The 15,983-nt window shown below is 63.0% G+C and carries 15 protein-coding genes and 6 tRNA genes; 12 read left to right on the top strand and 9 right to left on the bottom strand.

Annotation, left to right across the window (positions count from 1 at the left end; translation table 11 throughout):
* The first annotated feature begins 15 nt into the window (after window positions 1-15).
* Genes cheY through RCH14_RS07300 form a run of 4 tightly spaced genes read left to right on the top strand, consistent with a single transcriptional unit; the run spans window position 16 to window position 2,482 of the window.
* Complete coding sequence (gene cheY / locus RCH14_RS07285) at window positions 16-414, top strand: chemotaxis response regulator CheY (RefSeq protein WP_005666673.1); 399 nt, start codon at window positions 16-18, stop codon at window positions 412-414.
* Between the two features lies 1 nt (window position 415).
* Window positions 416-1,066, top strand: a complete 651-nt coding sequence (gene cheZ / locus RCH14_RS07290; RefSeq protein WP_343025472.1) for a protein phosphatase CheZ — start codon at window positions 416-418, stop codon at window positions 1,064-1,066.
* A 32-nt stretch (window positions 1,067-1,098) separates the two neighbouring features.
* On the top strand, window positions 1,099-2,313 hold the full coding sequence (locus RCH14_RS07295) for an HDOD domain-containing protein (protein ID WP_343025473.1): 1,215 nt from the start codon (window positions 1,099-1,101) through the stop codon (window positions 2,311-2,313).
* A gap of 19 nt (window positions 2,314-2,332) precedes the next feature.
* Window positions 2,333-2,482, top strand: coding sequence for a hypothetical protein (locus RCH14_RS07300; protein ID WP_343025474.1), 150 nt, complete (start codon window positions 2,333-2,335; stop codon window positions 2,480-2,482).
* Window positions 2,483-2,505: 23 nt separating this feature from the next.
* Here RCH14_RS07300 and panC read toward each other — a convergent pair whose 3' ends face one another.
* The 5 genes from panC to metG form a co-directional block, all read right to left on the bottom strand.
* A complete protein-coding gene (gene panC, locus RCH14_RS07305; RefSeq protein WP_343025475.1) occupies window positions 2,506-3,345 on the bottom strand; it encodes a pantoate--beta-alanine ligase in 840 nt (279 codons plus the stop codon).
* A gap of 27 nt (window positions 3,346-3,372) precedes the next feature.
* Window positions 3,373-4,230 (bottom strand): segregation and condensation protein A, encoded by an 858-nt coding sequence (locus RCH14_RS07310; RefSeq protein ID WP_407070061.1) that lies wholly within the window; start codon window positions 4,228-4,230, stop codon window positions 3,373-3,375.
* A 14-nt stretch (window positions 4,231-4,244) separates the two neighbouring features.
* The gene (locus tag RCH14_RS07315) at window positions 4,245-4,454 is read right to left on the bottom strand and encodes a DUF3460 family protein (protein ID WP_343025476.1); all 210 of its coding nucleotides are present in this window, start codon (window positions 4,452-4,454) and stop codon (window positions 4,245-4,247) included.
* Window positions 4,455-4,557: 103 nt separating this feature from the next.
* Window positions 4,558-5,874, bottom strand: a complete 1,317-nt coding sequence (locus RCH14_RS07320; RefSeq protein ID WP_343025477.1) for an enoyl-acyl carrier protein reductase FabMG — start codon at window positions 5,872-5,874, stop codon at window positions 4,558-4,560.
* 162 nt (window positions 5,875-6,036) lie between these two features.
* Entirely contained in the window at window positions 6,037-8,214 is a 2,178-nt protein-coding gene (metG, locus tag RCH14_RS07325; protein ID WP_343025478.1) for a methionine--tRNA ligase, read from the bottom strand.
* Window positions 8,215-8,375: 161 nt separating this feature from the next.
* Between metG and apbC the strand changes: the two genes are divergently transcribed.
* On the top strand, window positions 8,376-9,464 hold the full coding sequence (apbC, locus tag RCH14_RS07330) for an iron-sulfur cluster carrier protein ApbC (RefSeq protein ID WP_343025479.1): 1,089 nt from the start codon (window positions 8,376-8,378) through the stop codon (window positions 9,462-9,464).
* A 2-nt stretch (window positions 9,465-9,466) separates the two neighbouring features.
* Here the strand turns inward: apbC and RCH14_RS07335 are convergent, their stop codons facing one another.
* A complete protein-coding gene (locus RCH14_RS07335; RefSeq protein ID WP_343025480.1) occupies window positions 9,467-9,859 on the bottom strand; it encodes a hypothetical protein in 393 nt (130 codons plus the stop codon).
* Window positions 9,860-9,914: 55 nt separating this feature from the next.
* Here RCH14_RS07335 and gltX point away from each other — a divergent pair, with 55 nt between their 5' ends.
* The 7 genes from gltX to RCH14_RS07370 all read left to right on the top strand — a co-directional run bounded on the left by gltX (window position 9,915) and on the right by RCH14_RS07370 (window position 12,385).
* Window positions 9,915-11,306: a glutamate--tRNA ligase gene (gene gltX / locus RCH14_RS07340; protein WP_343025481.1), complete on the top strand. Its 1,392-nt coding sequence runs from the start codon at window positions 9,915-9,917 to the stop codon at window positions 11,304-11,306.
* 91 nt (window positions 11,307-11,397) lie between these two features.
* Window positions 11,398-11,473, top strand: a tRNA-Ala gene (locus RCH14_RS07345).
* A gap of 84 nt (window positions 11,474-11,557) precedes the next feature.
* Window positions 11,558-11,633 (top strand) — tRNA-Glu (locus RCH14_RS07350).
* Between the two features lie 92 nt (window positions 11,634-11,725).
* Window positions 11,726-11,801 (top strand) — tRNA-Ala (locus RCH14_RS07355).
* 55 nt (window positions 11,802-11,856) lie between these two features.
* A tRNA-Glu gene (locus RCH14_RS07360) sits at window positions 11,857-11,932 on the top strand.
* 93 nt (window positions 11,933-12,025) lie between these two features.
* Window positions 12,026-12,101 (top strand) — tRNA-Glu (locus RCH14_RS07365).
* Window positions 12,102-12,309: 208 nt separating this feature from the next.
* Window positions 12,310-12,385, top strand: a tRNA-Glu gene (locus RCH14_RS07370).
* Window positions 12,386-12,465: 80 nt separating this feature from the next.
* Here the strand turns inward: RCH14_RS07370 and RCH14_RS07375 are convergent.
* From RCH14_RS07375 to RCH14_RS07385, 3 genes are all read right to left on the bottom strand, one after another.
* Window positions 12,466-14,400, bottom strand: coding sequence for a S8 family serine peptidase (locus RCH14_RS07375; RefSeq protein WP_343025482.1), 1,935 nt, complete (start codon window positions 14,398-14,400; stop codon window positions 12,466-12,468).
* Between the two features lie 24 nt (window positions 14,401-14,424).
* Window positions 14,425-14,682, bottom strand: coding sequence for a hypothetical protein (locus tag RCH14_RS07380; RefSeq protein WP_343025483.1), 258 nt, complete (start codon window positions 14,680-14,682; stop codon window positions 14,425-14,427).
* 86 nt (window positions 14,683-14,768) lie between these two features.
* Window positions 14,769-15,770 (bottom strand): hypothetical protein, encoded by a 1,002-nt coding sequence (locus RCH14_RS07385; RefSeq protein WP_343025484.1) that lies wholly within the window; start codon window positions 15,768-15,770, stop codon window positions 14,769-14,771.
* Window positions 15,771-15,983: the final 213 nt, after the last annotated feature.

Genomic DNA, 15,983 nt, shown 5'->3' on the forward strand with positions numbered 1-15,983 from the left:
CAAACGGAGTAATTCATGGCTGATCCAAAGATGCGTTTTCTGGTTGTTGACGATTTCTCGACGATGCGCCGCATCGTCCGGAATTTGTTGAAAGAACTGGGTTATGCCAACGTCGACGAAGCAGAAGATGGCGTCATGGCGCTGGCAAAACTGCGCAGTGAATCGTTCGACTTCGTCGTGTCGGACTGGAATATGCCGAACATGGACGGCTTGACCATGCTGCAGAATATTCGTGCCGACCCCGCGCTGGCCAAGTTGCCGGTGCTGATGGTCACTGCTGAAGCGAAGAAGGAAAACATCATCGCAGCAGCACAGGCAGGTGCCAGCGGCTACGTGGTCAAGCCATTTACTGCCGCGACGCTTGACGAAAAGCTCAACAAGATTTTCGAGAAACTGGACAAAGCCGGAGCCTGAAATGGTTGAGCAGAATACTGCGCCTGTTGCAGGCGCGTCTTCGCACGATGAGGTGCTGAGCCGGGTCGGTCACATGACCCGCGCACTGCACGAAAATCTGCGTGGCCTGGGCCTCGACAAGTTGATCGAGAAAGCCGCAAGCGACATCCCCGATGCGCGCGACCGGCTCGACTACGTGGCGCAGTTGTCCGAACAGGCAGCCAAGAAGGTGCTGGACGCAACCGACGCGGCCGGCCCGCTGCAGGATGCCATCGAAACGCGTTCGACCGAACTCAAGGCAGGTTGGCAGGCGCTGCTCGACGCGCCTGCAACTGAGGCAACGGATGCGCAGTGGCGCGCGATGGCGCAGCGCACGATCGCCAGCCTGGACGAGTCGCGTGCCGGGGCGGTTGCCACCCGCGGCGAACTGATGAGCATCATGATGGCCCAGGACTTCCAGGACCTCACAGGTCAGGTCATCGGCCGCATCACGGGTATTGCACAGAATCTTGAAAAGCAGCTGGTCCAGGTGCTGATCGATTTCGCACCAAGCGAGATCAAGCGCGAAATCGACAGTGGGCTGATGAATGGTCCGCAAATCAATCCGCTTGGCACTGAAGTCGTGGCAAACCAGGGGCAGGTCGACGATCTGCTCGACAGTCTCGGGTTCTGAGCTTGCGCCGAGCAATTTAAAACGGCGCCTCCATGTATCGCACCAACTTCATTGTCCGTGAACCGCTGCTCGATCCCCGGCAGCGCGTTCTCGGCTACGAGCTGTCGTGGCAACAGCACGACGGCCGTATCCCGACCGGCCCGGACCTCGAAGGTCTGGTCGGCTTTGTTGCCGAGCACGTCAACCATGTCGACCAGGGTTGGCTGCTGCGCGACAAGATCCTGTTCCTGGACGCGGTGCCAGCCATGCTGTCGACCGATGCGCTCTACGCGCTGCCACCGGAACGCACCGTTCTCGCCTTCGATATCCGCCAACTGACCGACGTCGACGTGCGCGCGGCCGTACAAGCCGTTCGCGCCGGTGGCGTGGGCGTGGCCATCCGCGGCTGCGACCTCACACTGCTCGGGCGTAACCTGGCGCCCTACGCCTCGTATGTCGAAGTGCGTTTTACCGGCGTCGACGTGGCGGAGCAGGCGCGAACCTACGCCAGCGCCAAGCACTCGTCGCTGCGCATGGTCGGGCGGCCAGTGGGTACGTGGGCCGATTTCGACGCCTGCGCCGCGCTCGGGCTCGATGCCTTTGTCGGCAAGCTGCACCTGACCCCGCGGCCGGGCAATCCCGTCAAGGGCATGAACCCGAGCCAGCAAATCATCCTGCAACTGATGCAGATGGTGCAGGCCAATGACGACGTGGGCCGGCTCGAAAGCGTGCTCAAACGCGATCCGGCGCTGACCTACAAGCTGCTGCGCTACATCAATACCGCCGGCTTTGGCGCGGGGCGCGAAGTGCAGTCGCTGCGTCAGGCGATCTCGCTGCTGGGTTACGCGCCGCTGTACCGCTGGCTGGTGCTGCTGCTGGCCACGGCCAGTGCCAGCGGCTATTCGCCGGTGCTGATGGAAACGGCCGTCGTGCGCGGCCGCCTGGCGGAATTACTTGGGCAAAAAGCCCTGGGCCGGGGTGCCGGTGAGCACCTGTTCGTGGCCGGTATGTTTTCGCTTCTCGACCGCCTGCTGGGCCTGTCCATGCAGGAAGTGCTCGATGCGATCCAGTTGCCGGACGAAGTCGTCAAGGCACTGACGAAGCGCGAAGGCAGTTACGGTCCCTACCTGGCGCTGGCCGAAGCGTGCGAACTCAATTCGAACCTGGTGGCGTCACTGGCGGCAACGCTGGCGTTGAGTCCAGCCGACGTCAACGAAGCGCATCTGTCGGCGCTGGCGTGGGCGCAAAGCGTGGGGCTCGACGGGTAGCACGGCTGCCCGTGAACGGATGCCGCAGGTCGATGGGTTCGATCTGCTGGCGCGCCTGCGCGCCGAGGCGCTGGGTCTCGCCGACGACGTCCAGAAGACCGTTGACTACGCCGGATTCAAAGGTGATTTCAAGGCCGCGCTGGTACGCCAGGGCTGCCCCGCGATCTGAGACCGGCGGGGCAGGCAGTCCAATCAGATTTCCAGATTGTCGATCAGGCGCGTGTTGCCCAGCTTGGCTGCGGCCAGCACGACCAGCGGCGCGCCGCCAGCCAGGTCGGCCGCGTCCGGCGCCTGCAGGTCGCCGCGTTTGCGCACCGAGATATAGTCGGGCTTCCAGCCGCGCTCGGCCAGTGCCGCCATGGCGCGCGCTTCGACTTGCGCGATATCGTGCTCACCGCCGCGCACGCTGTCGGCCACCGCATTCAGGTGCCGGTACAGCGCCGGCGCTTCGGCCCGCTCGGTCTCCGACAGATAGCCATTGCGTGACGACAGCGCCAGGCCGTCCTCGGCGCGGTACGTTTCGGCGCCGATGATTTCGGTCGGCATCGCGAACTGGCGCGCCATGTTCCGCACGATCATCAGCTGCTGGTAATCCTTCTTGCCGAACACGGCCACGCGCGGCTGCACGCACGAGAACAGCTTGGTGACCACGGTGCAGACGCCTTCGAAGAAGCCGGGACGGAATTCGCCTTCCAGCATGCTGCCCAGGCCATCGGGCGGACGCACACGGTATTCTTGCGGTTCCGGGTACAGGTCTTTCTCGGTGGGCGCGAACAGCACGTAGACGCCTTCTTTTTCCAGCTTGGCCACGTCTTCGTGGAATGTGCGCGGGTACTTGTCGAAGTCTTCGTTGGGGCCGAATTGCAGGCGGTTGACGAAGATCGACGCGACGACCGGGTCGCCATGGCGGCGCGCCAGGCGCATCAGCGACAGGTGGCCTTCGTGCAGATTGCCCATCGTCGGCACGAATGCCGTGCGCAGTTGGCCGCTGAGCTGGTCGCGCAGCTCCTCAATGGAAGAGATGATTTTCATGTTGGATCGGTAGAGGAGAGGCCGGCTTTATGCCGGCAAATAGGCCAGGCGCACGTAAATTGGTGCGAACGGTTCGGCCTGTGTAATTTCAATCAGGGTTTCTTTGGCAAGTTCGAGCATGGCCACGAAATGGACGACGACAATCGGCACCGTGTGCTGGCCCGTGAACAGGTCGCCGAATTCGACGAAGCGCGTTGACTGCAGCATGCGCAGGATGGCCGACATGTGCTCGCGCACCGACAGTTCCTGGCGTCCGATCCGGTGATGCTGCGTCAGCTTGGCACGGCGCAGCACATCGAGCCAGGCACGCTGCAAATCCCAGGGATCGACGTCGGGCAGTGGCTGGACCAGACCCTGTTCCACGAACAGCTCGGGCCGGACGAAATCACGGCCTTCTTGCGGTACATTGCCCAGCGCGACGGCAGCGGTCTTGATCTGTTCATAGTCCAGTAAGCGGCGCACCAGCTCGGCGCGCGGGTCGCCCGCATCCTCGATCAATTCATCCTGGCGCTTGGGCAGCAACATGCGCGATTTGATCTCGATCAGCATCGCCGCCATCAACAGGTATTCCGCCGCCAGTTCGAGATTGCTCTTGCGGATCTGCTCGACATAGACGAGGTATTGCAGGGTGACCTGCGCCATCGGAATGTCGAGGATATTGAAGTTTTGCCGGCGGATCAGATACAGCAGCAGATCGAGCGGTCCTTCAAAAGCGTCGAGGAAGATCTCGAGCGCATCGGGCGGGATGTACAAGTCATTCGGCAAGCGCGTGAGCGGCTCACCGTACAGGCGTGCCAGGGTGGCGTCGAGCGGCGCAGGATGCGGTGTTTCCATGGCGGGCTGGGTGTGCACCTCGTGCCCGTCAGCCGCCCCGTCGGGCATCATGCGCGCGTCCGTCCTCAGACCTTGTTCTGGTATGGATAGGCTTGCTGGCGCAGGCGCGACTCGTCAGTGCGTGCCTGTTCGTCGAGCGAGACAGGGGACTTGTCCCACAGCAGCGCGCGGCCAGCCACCTGGCCGGCATCCATCTCGGGGTGCTGTTTCTTCAGTTCCGAGATGAACTTGGTATGCTCGGATTCGTAGTTCACGTGTTTTTTCGAGAAGATCATGATTGGCTTCGTGGATGCAATGGAACAGCGGCTTGACGACACCTGGGGCGGGGCAGATTCTTGCGCCCCGCTCTAGGTGTCGTCAAGTATGACGATGTTGCGCTTACTTGTGCAGCGCGTTCAGCTGGCGCGCGATGATGTCGTGGTTCAGCCACAGCACCGGGGCGATCTTTTCCGACGCGCCATGGAACATCAATGGACCGGCACCCTCCAGCACCAGGCTCGACAGGTGATCGGTGATCAGCGCTTTCTTGTCCTTGTGCAGGGCCGTGATCGCTTCCGAGGTGCCGATCATCACATCGGCCAGGGCCGGCGTGTTGTCCATCGGCCAGGCCTCGAAATTGCGGAACGCGGCGCTGGTGGCGTCGTTGTTGTAGCCCTCGATCGTGTCGAGCAACTGCTGCAGCGACGTGCCTTCGCCCAGCAATTCTTCGCAGATGCGCCATTGCTCTTCGGCCCAGGCGCCGCCGCCTTCGCGCTTGAGCGCGACGAGCAGTGGGAACAGCGACAGTTCCACGCCAACGAAGATGTCCGACGAATTCGTGCGGATTTCAGGGCAGTTAAACACCGTGGCGCTGATGCCGTTCTTCCACGCCGCTTCGGCCACCGACTCCAGGCGCATCTTGGCGTAGCCCTGCGTGTAGTTGGTGTAGGTCTGCCAGTGGTAGTCGCCGTCGATCAGGATCTCGGTGCCGTGGTAGCCATAGGCCGTGTAGCGCACTTCGCCGCCGCCCTGCGTCACGCGGTCGCGGATCGTGGCCGACGCATCGAGCAGGTACTTGAGCGTGTTGGCCGAGACTTCGTCGAAGTTCATCAGGATCAATTTGCCCAGATCGCTCTCGAGCAGGGCGCGCGAGGACATGAAGCGCTCGCCACGGCCCTTGTAGATGCGATTGGCAATGGCCAGGAAGGCCTTGATCTTCGGGATGCCGCCCGCCATCGTGTGGGCGAAGAACACATTCGCGCCTTGCGGCACCAGCTTGTCGATCTCGTGCATGACCTGGGCGGCCGAGGTCGTGAAGCGGCGCACGCCGGCTTCGCGGCAACGCTCGATGTGCTCCCAGTCCAGGGTTTCTTCTTGCCAGGTTTTGAGCGTGATCCCGGACAGCATTTCGGTCGGATTCTTTTCGCCCTCGGGCGCATCCATGTCGAAGCCCGCCATCAGCGGCACGTTGATGATGCGGCCGCCCAGTTTTTCTTCGGCTTCGGCCAGCTCGGCGGCGTCCAGCGGGCGCAGCGCGCCGGTCTCGTCACGGCGGCCCACGGTGATGCCGACGATCGTCATGCCGGCAGCGCGCGCTTCGTCGATCAGGCCATTCACGTAGCCGCGGCCGAACAGTTCACCGAACAGGACGAACACGTCGCCTTTGCGGAACACGTTGGCGGTCGGAATATGGCGCAGGGGAGTCAAATCGGTCATGGTTCTTGGCTACCTATCAAAAGAGTTTGTAGGGCGTCTTGTCATAGTTTAAACATGGCATTGTACACCCGGTACTGACCCCGGAAATTGCGCCCGGGGCCGTCCGGCGACCGGCCTGGCGCCACATCAGTGGCACGCCAGACCAGGCGCCGGCGTGAAGCATCAGCGGATGCGCATGCCCGGCGTCGCGCCCGGCATCGGGTCGAGCAGATACAGGCCCGGATTGGTTTTCTCGTCCGCGCCTGATGCGCACAGGACCATGCCTTCCGAGATGCCGAACTTCATCTTGCGCGGGGCCAGGTTGGCCACCAGCACCGTCAGCTTGCCGATCAGGTCTTCCGGCTGGTACGCCGACTTGATGCCCGAGAACACATTGCGGTGACGGCCTTCGCCGACGTCGAGCGTCAGGCGCAGCAATTTGGTCGAGCCTTCGACGTGTTCGCAGTTGACGATTTTTGCGACGCGCAGGTCGATCTTGGCGAAATCGTCGATCGTGATGGTTGGGGCCAGGGCCTCGATGTCGCCTTCGCCTTCGCCTTCCACGGCATCGGTCGGCTGCGCTGCAGCCGGGGCCGCCACAGCGGCTGCCGGCGCGGCGATCGCGGGAGCACTTGCCGCTGGGGCAGGTTTGTCGAACAGGTTCTCGACCATCTTGGCGTCGACACGCTGCATCAGGTGCGTATAGGTGCCGATGGTGCGGCCGAGCATCGATTCGTAGACGGCGGCGCCATGGGTGTCAACCCAGCTCAGTTCAGAGTCGCCCAGGAACTCGGCGACGCGCGCCGCCACTTGCGGCAGCACCGGTTGCAGCATGATGGTCAGTTGACGGAACAGGATCAGCGCGGTGGTGCAGACATCATGCAGTTCGGCAGTTTTGGTATCGTCCTTGGCCAGGATCCATGGCTTGTGTTCGTCGACGTATTGGTTGATGACGTCGGCGATCTCCATGATTTCGCGCAGTGCGCGGCCATACTCGCGCGCTTCGAAGCTGGCAGCCACGGACGCCTGGCGCTCGGCGCCATCGTGCATCAGCGCCTTGCAGATCCAGTCGCGGCCCAATGGCGAGACGCTGTCGGCCAGCTTGCCATCAAAGCGCTTGGCGATGAAGCCGGCGCAGCGGCTGGCGATGTTGACGTACTTGCCGATCAGGTCGCTGTTGACGCGGGCCACGAAGTCGTCGCCGTTGAAGTCCAGGTCTTCCACCTTGGCATTGAGCTTGAAGGCCAGGTAGTAGCGTAGCCACTCCGGGTTCATGCCCAGTTCGAGGTAGCGCAGCGGCGAGATGCCGGTGCCGCGCGACTTCGACATTTTTTCATTGTTCACCGTCAGGTGGCCGTGAACGGCGACCTTCAGGTTGTCGATGATCGGATGGCCGGAGAAGTTGAGCATCGCGGGCCAGAACAGCAGGTGGAACGAGACGATGTCCTTGCCGATGAAGTGCAGTTGCTCGGCGGCCGGGTCGTTCAGGAACGCTTCGACATCCAGGCCCTGCTTGTCGAAGTAGTTTTTCAGGCTGGCCAGGTAGCCGACCGGTGCGTCCAGCCACACATAGAAGAACTTGCCCGGCGCATCGGGAATCTGGATGCCGAAGTAGGGCGCGTCGCGCGAGATGTCCCAGTCGGCCAGCTTTTCACCGGACTCGCCCAGCCACTCCGAGACTTTGTTGACCATTTCCGGCTGCAGGCGGCCTGGCGTGTTCAGCCATTGTTTGAGGAACGCGAAGCAGCGCGGGTCGGACAGCTTGAAGAAGTACTGCTCCGACGGCTTCAGGACAGGCGTGGAGCCGGTGAACACCGAGAACGGGTTGATCAGTTCGGTCGGCTGGTAGGCCGCGCCGCACACTTCGCAATTGTCGCCGTACTGGTCCTTGGCGTGGCACACCGGGCACTCGCCCTTGATGTTGCGGTCGGCCAGGAACATGCCCTTGACCGGATCGTAGAAGCGGTCGACGGTCTTGGTAACGATCAGGCCGGCATCGCGCAGCTTGCGGTAGATGCCTTGCGAGAGTTCGACGTTCTCGGGCGAATCGGTCGAGTACCAGTTGTCGAAGGCGATATGAAAGCCATCGAGATATTGCGCGCGGCCGGCGGCGATCTTGGCCACGAATTCCTGTGGCGTGATGTTTTCTTTTTCGGCCGCGATCATGATCGGCGTGCCGTGGGTATCGTCGGCGCAGACGAAATGCACTTCGCGTTTCTGGCCGCCCTGCGCATTGCCTTCGCGCTGCATTCGCTGGAAGCGGACCCAGATGTCGGCCTGGATGTACTCCATCATGTGGCCGATATGGAAGGCAGCATTGGCGTAGGGCAGTGCGGTGGTGACGAACAGCTTGCGGGTCATGGTTGAAACGCTTCGGTTATATGAAAAGAAGCATTTTAACAGCGGATGGCCCTGTGCGCGCAGGGGGTATTCCCCGTGGTTTACGACCAACAGGCTGGCCGCCCAGCCGTTTTGCGCTACACTTCGCCCCAATATCAATCGGAGAACACCCGGAGAGCACCATGAGCATCACTGAAAGCGATATCAAGACGGCATTGGCAAGCGTTATCGACCCCAATACCACCAAGGATTTCATCACGACCAAGTCGATCAAGAACATCCAGATCGACAATGGCCAGGTCACGTTCGAGCTGGAACTGGGCTACCCGGCCGCCAGCCAGGTCGAGATGCTGCGCCAGATGGCGGCCAGCGCCGTGCTGGCACTGCCGGGCGTCGAAGGCGTGGCCATTCGCGCCTATAGCAAGATCGTCTCGCACACGGTCCAGCGCGGCATGAAGGTCATGCCGAACGTGAAGAACATCATCGCCGTTGCCTCGGGCAAGGGTGGCGTCGGCAAATCGACGACGGCAGTCAACCTGGCCCTGGCGCTGCACGCCGAAGGTGCCAGCGTCGGCATCCTGGACGCGGACATCTACGGTCCGTCGCAGCCGATGATGCTGGGCGTGAGCGGTCGCCCGCTGACCAACGACGGCAAGAGCATGGAGCCGCTGGAAAACCACGGCATCCAGGTCTCGTCGGTCGGCTTCATGATCGACCCGGATGAGCCGATGGTGTGGCGCGGCCCGATGGCCAGCGGCGCGCTGCAGCAGCTGCTCGAACAGACCAACTGGCGCGACCTCGATTACCTGATCGTCGACATGCCGCCAGGCACGGGCGACATCCAGCTGACGCTGTCGCAGAAAGTGCCGGTCACGGGCGCCGTGATCGTCACCACGCCACAGGACATCGCCTTGCTCGACGCGCGCAAGGGCCTGAAGATGTTCGAGAAAGTCGGGATCCCGATTCTGGGCGTGGTCGAGAACATGAGTACCCACACCTGCACCAACTGCGGCCACACCGAAGCGATCTTCGGCCACGGCGGCGGCGAGAAGATGTGCGCTGATTTCGGCATCGAATTCCTCGGCGCGCTGCCGCTGACGATGTCGATCCGCGAGCAGGCCGATGCCGGTCGCCCGACCGTCGTTGCCGATCCGGATGGCGCTGTCGCCGCGGTCTACAAGCAGATCGCACGCAAGGTCGCGATCAAGATCGCCGACAAAGCCAAGGACATGAGCAGCAGGTTCCCGAGCATCGTCGTCAAGAACGACTGACGTCAAGCCTGGCCGGGCCTGGTGCCCGGACTGGTTTTCACATAGCCCCTGCGTGACGCTGTTGCGCAGGGGCTTTGTGCATGTTGCAGGCCGGCGCCGTGTGGAAAGGCGGTCCGCGCGCTGCGCGGCGCCTGTTCCCAGTGCAGCGCATTGCACCGCACCGCATTGCATCCCAGCGCACCGTCCTGCAGCGCGCCGGCTGGCTCGCCGTTGCCTGCCGTGGCGCGCTCCCGGGTCTGGGGCAGGCTGCGCCGTGCGTACCTGGCAAAGCCGCTGCCTGTGGCGCCATCACCGCGTTCATGCGTGGGGCCGACCGTCGCACTTGCATGCAACGATCGGCCCGGCGTACCGTGGCGCGCGGTCGAACCGATGGGGTGAGGGTCATGGCGATGCATGCTGGCCGGCCGGACGTCGGGGTAGAATACGCCTTTTACCTGATTGCTTTCCGCCATGACCGTCCGCACCCGTTTTGCTCCCAGCCCGACCGGCTACCTCCACGTTGGCGGCGCGCGCACCGCGCTGTATTCGTGGGCCTATGCCCGCCACTTCGGCGGCACCTTCATCCTGCGCATCGAAGACACCGACCTCGAGCGCTCGACGCCGGAGGCCGTGCAGGCCATCCTCGACGGTATGAAGTGGCTGGGGCTGGAGCACGACGAAGGGCCGTTCTACCAGATGCAGCGCATGGACCGCTACCGCGAAGTGGTTGCCGGCATGCTCGACGCCGGCACCGCCTACCTGTGTTACTCGTCGCCCGATGAAGTCGAGGCCATGCGCGAGCGCATGCGCGCCGCAGGCGAGAAGCCGCGCTACGACGGCACCTGGCGCCCCGAAGCCGACAAGACCCTGCCGGCCGTGCCGGATGGTGTCAAGCCGGTGGTGCGTTTCAAGAATCCGCTCGATGGCGACGTGACCTGGGTGGACGTGGTCAAGGGCACGATCACGATCGGCAACAAGGAACTCGATGATCTGGTCATCGCGCGCCCGGACGGTACGCCGACCTATAACTTCTGCGTCGCGGTCGACGACTGGGACATGAAGATCACGCACGTGCTGCGCGGCGACGATCACGTCAACAACACCCCGCGCCAGATCAATATCCTGCGCGCGCTCGGCGCCGAGCTGCCGCTGTACGGCCACCTGCCGATGATTCTCGGCACCGATGGCGCGAAGCTGTCCAAGCGCCACGGCGCCGTGAGCGTGATGGATTATCCGGAGCAGGGCTATCTGCCCGAAGCCATGCTCAATTACCTGGCGCGCCTGGGCTGGAGCCATGGCGACGACGAGGTGTTCTCGATGGCGCAGTTCACCGAGTGGTTCAATCTGGAACACCTGACCGCATCGGCGGCCCAGTTCAATCCGGAAAAGCTGAACTGGCTGAACAACCACTATATCAAGGCGGCCGACAATGAACGCCTGGCCGCACTGGCGCTGCCAAAGCTCGAACGCGACGGCGCACGCTTCGATGGGGCGCCGGCATTGCCAACCGTGCTGGGCCTGATGAAGGAACGCGCGAACACGATCAACGAGCTGGCCGACGCCGCCATGCTGTTCTACCGCGATCCGCAACCGGATGCCGAGCAACTGGCGCTGCACCTGACCGAGGCGGTGCGCGGCGCGCTGGCGCTGTTCGCCGAGCGCTGCGCCACGGTGGCGTGGGACAAGGCATCGCTGGCGGCCATGATCAAGGAAGTGCTCGCTGCCCACAGCCTCAAGATGCCACAACTGGCCATGCCGCTGCGCCTGCTGCTGACGGGCCAGTTGCAGACGCCGGCGATCGATGTGGTGCTCGAGTTGTTTGGTCGCGACGTCGCGCTGGCGCGCGTGCAGAAGGGGTTGTAACGGCCCGCAGTAGACACCTCGCGTCAACGTCGAAAAACGTTGTTTGCGAAATGCAAGGGTGTCCTATATAATGCTCGCACTTCAGCGCTGCGGGGGTATAGCTCAGCTGGGAGAGCGCTTGCATGGCATGCAAGAGGTCAGCGGTTCGATCCCGCTTACCTCCACCAACTCTGAAGTGTGGCAGTGGTTTTGCTGCAGTAGTGATGTGAAGCTGTGTAGCCAGCAGCAAATGCAGTAATTGGTTGTTCATGGTCCCCATCGTCTAGAGGCCTAGGACATCACCCTTTCACGGTGAGTACCGGGGTTCGAATCCCCGTGGGGACGCCAGCTTGCTGGTTAGAATGACACGACACAGTATGCAATCAGCATGCGCTACTGGTCGAAGCAGGTGCAGTGTAGTAAAATGTTGTTTTCCCGTGGGGGGTATAGCTCAGCTGGGAGAGCGCTTGCATGGCATGCAAGAGGTCAGCGGTTCGATCCCGCTTACCTCCACCACGTAAAAGAAAACGACATTGCCGCAGTAAAGAAAATGTCGTTATGCAGGTCCAGGGTCCCCATCGTCTAGAGGCCTAGGACATCACCCTTTCACGGTGAGTACCGGGGTTCGAATCCCCGTGGGGACGCCAAGAATTTGGCAGATGCGCCGCGCCAGCGGTGGTGCATCACAGTCATCAGCTTCATGTAGTCGTAGTTCGCTCTTCAGAGCACAATAGTTTTAGGTCCCCATCGTCTAGAGGCCTAGGACATCACCCTTTCACGGTGAGTACCGGGGTTCGAATCCCCGTGGGGACGCCAGTTTTAAACCGGGGTAGACCAACGCGCTTGCGCGGAGAGGTGCTCCGGTTTTTCTATTTTAGGCACACATTTGTGTGCACAATAGTTTGGTAGTAAAGTAGGGTCGCACGATCGTCGTTGTGATGGTTTGCGAAGGTTTGTGCCGGTCCCGGTTGCAGTCAGCCGTATCGGGCAACCCACAATCGGTAGGACGCAGCACCAGTTTTAGGTCCCCATCGTCTAGAGGCCTAGGACATCACCCTTTCACGGTGAGTACCGGGGTTCGAATCCCCGTGGGGACGCCAGACAGAAAGCCGGAGCCGGCCACGACAGTGGGGCTCCGGTTTTTTTTCGTCTGCTACAGCGTGGCGCGGCGCCCTGCAATTCACCAACCTGACACCCGCACCGTGCCGAATGGATACGGCAATCCCTGCCCTTGGTGCTGGATGCCCGGATGTTGCATACCCTGATGCTGCATGCCTTGGAATTGCACGCCCTGATGCTGCATGGCGGCCCCGGTCGCGCTGAGCCATCCACCGTCATGCGGCGCCATCGCATGCATGCCACCCGGCGCGCCAAACCCTGCTGCCGCGCTTTGCCATGGCATGGTCTGCTGCGCCGCCGGCAAGCCCAGCGCCACCAGCGCATCGGGCAAGCCGTAGCCGATGTGATTGGGATCATTCAGCGTGACAGGCCGTGCGCTCATGCGTAGCACCTGAAATAGCCGTTCGACCCGCTCCGGCGAGCGTGCTTGCACCATTGCGCCGAATTCCGGCCTGTGCGCCAGCACGAGTGCAGCCAGCCCCGTGACATGGGGCGCCGCCATCGATGTACCATCCCAGGCGGCGAAATTATTTGGCGGCACCGACGACACGACGGCCACGCCGGGCGCGCACACGTCGACCTGCGGCCCGAAGCAGCTGAAGCGCGCCGTAAAGTAGCCATACATGTCGATGTCGGCACCGATGGTTTCGGCGTGGTAGCTGTCGGGCGGGAACTCGCCGATTTTCCCGATGGCCGCAACGGCCAGCACATGCGGCGACGATGCCGGATATTGGACGGCAGCGGCCGAATTGCCGGCGGCGGCAATGCAGGCGACCCCGGCCTGTTTGGCGCGCACGATCTGGCGCTCGAGGGCCTCGGACGGGGCCGCGCCGCCCAGGCTCATGTTGACGATGTCGATGCCCTGCTCGATGCAGTATTCGAGCGCGTCGATCAGCTGGCTGACCTGGCCGCCGGGGAACAGCTTGCAGACGTGGATTTCGGCCTCGGGCGCGAAGCCGCGGATACCCCAGGCCGCATCGGTGGCGGCAATCACGCCCGTGCAGTGCGAGCCATGGCCGAGTGTGTCGATATTCCAGGTGCTGCGGTCGGTGCGCTTGTTGACGACGTCGAAACCTTCGTGGATTTCACTCAGGTTGCCATGCGTGGTGGCGGCGCCGGAATCAATGACGGCCACCTTGATGCCACGCCCGCGATAATGCTGCGGCACCCCGTCAAGGCGCATGGCCCGCGCGCCCCAGCCCATCGCGTTTTGCTGCGGCAGGCCGCGCAGCGCCGGCCACTCGGCCAGAGGCCGCAGCATCACGATGTTCGGCTCTTCCAGGCTCAGGTCGGGGTCGCGCTGGTAGAAGCTCCAGTAATCGGCGCGTGGCTTGACGTACAGGCCACTGATCGTGTGCGCATCGTCGCCATACAGGCGCAGGCGCGCCACACCGTCGGGGCCGGTCACGGCGGTGCTGGGCAGCACGCCGCCGAACAGTGATACCTCAACCTCGGACAGCGGCGCACCATCGCTGCCCAACACCGCCAGCAGGAGTTCGCACTGCGGCCCCTGGTAGGGCGTGAGCGAGCTGACCAGGTCGGGACGGCGCAGCATCGGGTCGAGCAGTGCGAGATGCTGGTCGCGTTCGACGAGTAACTGGCCCTGGCCACGCTGCAGCAGTTCGCCTGCTTTCTGGTCGGTCATGCGCGCGACCACCACGCCTTCGGCGCTGTCGCCCGTCGAGGATGGGCCGAAGCTGGCCGTGGCCAGGCTGGCGCGGGGCGTGATGGTGTCGACCACATCGATATCGGGCATGGCGGTGAGCGCCTGCTGCACCGCTGACAGGCCCAGCGGCGCCATCCAGCTGCTGGTGCCGAACCCGCCTAACACCGCACGCGGCGCTATCAGGTATTTCTTCTTGCGCTCGGTGACCGGGCGTCCGCGCAGCGGGGCGGGGCTGCCGCCAGTGTCGGCGCGGGCGTCTCCTGCACCGTCTTGCAACACGGTGGGCGTCTGCTGCGAATCGGCAGCGCCGCTTTTTGCTTGTTTGGTCATGGTGTGTCCTTTGCCCGGCGCCGTTCAGTCGGACAGCGAGAGCGGTTGATCGGGTTCGATCGTTAACTGGTCAAGAGTCTGCTGCCGCAAACGCTCGGCAGTGGGCGCGTCGGTTTCGACGACCGCCGTGTGCGGCGGGCCTGACGACGGGCCGATCAGGTCGACGAGCTGGACGCCGGGTTCGGCGCTCAGGGTCGCCAGAAACCGCACGAGTTCGTTGTCGTCGCTCGCGGCGCGCACGATGTAGCGGCCAGCAGAGGCAGGGGGCAGGGAAGCCGGCATGTCGGGGACTCCTCGATGCCGGATCACTGCCGGCGAATGTCGGCAATGACCCGGCTGGTCTGTCATGGTGTGGTGTCGCTCATGGTTCAGTGAACGGTTTGCTGACCGAACTGACCAGACTGGCCATACTGCGCTTGCTGACCGGCGAATTGGCCACCGAGCGGGCCACCGAACTGCTGCCCGTATGGATCAGCCGATGCCGGTATATAGCGGCCAAGCTGCGCCGCCACGCCGCCAATCGCGGTGCCAAGGCCCTGGTTGCCCAGCTGCTCGCCGATAAAGCCGCCGACCGGCCGTGCATACTGGGTGATCGCATTGCTGAGCCAGCCCTGCGGTGCCAGTTGCCCGCCTTGCTGCACGATCTGCTGTTGCAACATGGCGGCCTGTTGCTGCACCTGCTGCAGCAGTTGCTGCAATTGCTGCTGCTGGGCCTGCAACTGCTGCAGCTGGACCAGCGGATGTTGCAGTTGTGTTTGCTGCTGTATCTGCTGCTGTGATTGCGGATCGGCGCCGAGCGGCAGCAGCCGGGCGTAGCCGGAATAGTCGCTGATCATGTTGCCTAAGTGGCGATTGCCGGTCAGGTTGCCGACTATGGCGCCGGCGGGCTTGCCGATCTTGCTGATCAGATTGCCGAAGAAGCCACCCTGCGGGGTCAGCTGACCCTGTTGTTGCAGCTGCTGCATCTGTTGCAGTTGCTGTTGCTGCTGAAGTTCTTGCAGTTGCTGGAGTTGCTGGAGTTGCTGGAGTTGTTGTAACTGCTGCAGCTGCTGCAGCTGTTGTGGATCGACCTGCTGTTGCATGCCCATGCCGCCGGAGGGATCTGCCGCAAATGGCGACAAGTGCCCGAGGAAATTGCCGGCCACTTCGCCAATGCGCCCACCCGCGCCGCTGTTGCCGAACCAGCCGCCAATCCCGCGCCCGAGGGCGCCGCCGACCGCGCCGCCAAACATGCTGCCCAGACCCTGTGGTGCGAACTGCGGTTGACCAAATGGTTGTTGAAATTCATTCATGGTGCTAGCCTCCGGTTGATCGGTCGCGCTGAGGCCGGCTTGAAACAGCAAGCGCCCGCCACAAACGACCGTGTTCATATGATTCGCGCCCCGGCGTGGCCGGTGGTGCGAGGGAAGGGCAGGATGGCGGCCTTTCGAGGCTGCTTTTCCTGCAGGTAGGCGTTCGACCGGTGGCTGGCGGTGAAGTTTTGACGTTATGGCGATGCGGCCCACCTTAAAATCGCGCCTTGCGCTAGCGCAGACGCGCGTCAGAAAGGCCCAATTTTCTTTGCAAAGCGCACTGGGGCTTGA

The organism is Massilia sp. MP_M2 (genome assembly GCF_039123635.1).
GTDB lineage: Bacteria > Pseudomonadota > Gammaproteobacteria > Burkholderiales > Burkholderiaceae_D > Telluria.

What these genes read in the sequence shown, in the direction of transcription:
- RCH14_RS07295 (WP_343025473.1), top strand. Translation starts at nt 1,099, where the DNA reads ATGTATCGCACCAACTTCATTGTCCGTGAACCGCTGCTCGATCCCCGG.
- cheY (WP_005666673.1), top strand. Translation starts at nt 16, where the DNA reads ATGGCTGATCCAAAGATGCGTTTTCTGGTTGTTGACGATTTCTCGACG.
- RCH14_RS07335 (WP_343025480.1), bottom strand. Translation starts at nt 9,859, where the DNA reads ATGCATCGCCATGACCCTCACCCCATCGGTTCGACCGCGCGCCACGGT.
- cheZ (WP_343025472.1), top strand. Translation starts at nt 416, where the DNA reads ATGGTTGAGCAGAATACTGCGCCTGTTGCAGGCGCGTCTTCGCACGAT.
- RCH14_RS07375 (WP_343025482.1), bottom strand. Translation starts at nt 14,400, where the DNA reads ATGACCAAACAAGCAAAAAGCGGCGCTGCCGATTCGCAGCAGACGCCC.
- RCH14_RS07380 (WP_343025483.1), bottom strand. Translation starts at nt 14,682, where the DNA reads ATGCCGGCTTCCCTGCCCCCTGCCTCTGCTGGCCGCTACATCGTGCGC.
- apbC (WP_343025479.1), top strand. Translation starts at nt 8,376, where the DNA reads ATGAGCATCACTGAAAGCGATATCAAGACGGCATTGGCAAGCGTTATC.
- RCH14_RS07385 (WP_343025484.1), bottom strand. Translation starts at nt 15,770, where the DNA reads ATGAACACGGTCGTTTGTGGCGGGCGCTTGCTGTTTCAAGCCGGCCTC.
- metG (WP_343025478.1), bottom strand. Translation starts at nt 8,214, where the DNA reads ATGACCCGCAAGCTGTTCGTCACCACCGCACTGCCCTACGCCAATGCT.
- RCH14_RS07310 (WP_407070061.1), bottom strand. Translation starts at nt 4,230, where the DNA reads ATGATGCCCGACGGGGCGGCTGACGGGCACGAGGTGCACACCCAGCCC.
- RCH14_RS07300 (WP_343025474.1), top strand. Translation starts at nt 2,333, where the DNA reads ATGCCGCAGGTCGATGGGTTCGATCTGCTGGCGCGCCTGCGCGCCGAG.
- gltX (WP_343025481.1), top strand. Translation starts at nt 9,915, where the DNA reads ATGACCGTCCGCACCCGTTTTGCTCCCAGCCCGACCGGCTACCTCCAC.
- RCH14_RS07315 (WP_343025476.1), bottom strand. Translation starts at nt 4,454, where the DNA reads ATGATCTTCTCGAAAAAACACGTGAACTACGAATCCGAGCATACCAAG.
- RCH14_RS07320 (WP_343025477.1), bottom strand. Translation starts at nt 5,874, where the DNA reads ATGACCGATTTGACTCCCCTGCGCCATATTCCGACCGCCAACGTGTTC.
- panC (WP_343025475.1), bottom strand. Translation starts at nt 3,345, where the DNA reads ATGAAAATCATCTCTTCCATTGAGGAGCTGCGCGACCAGCTCAGCGGC.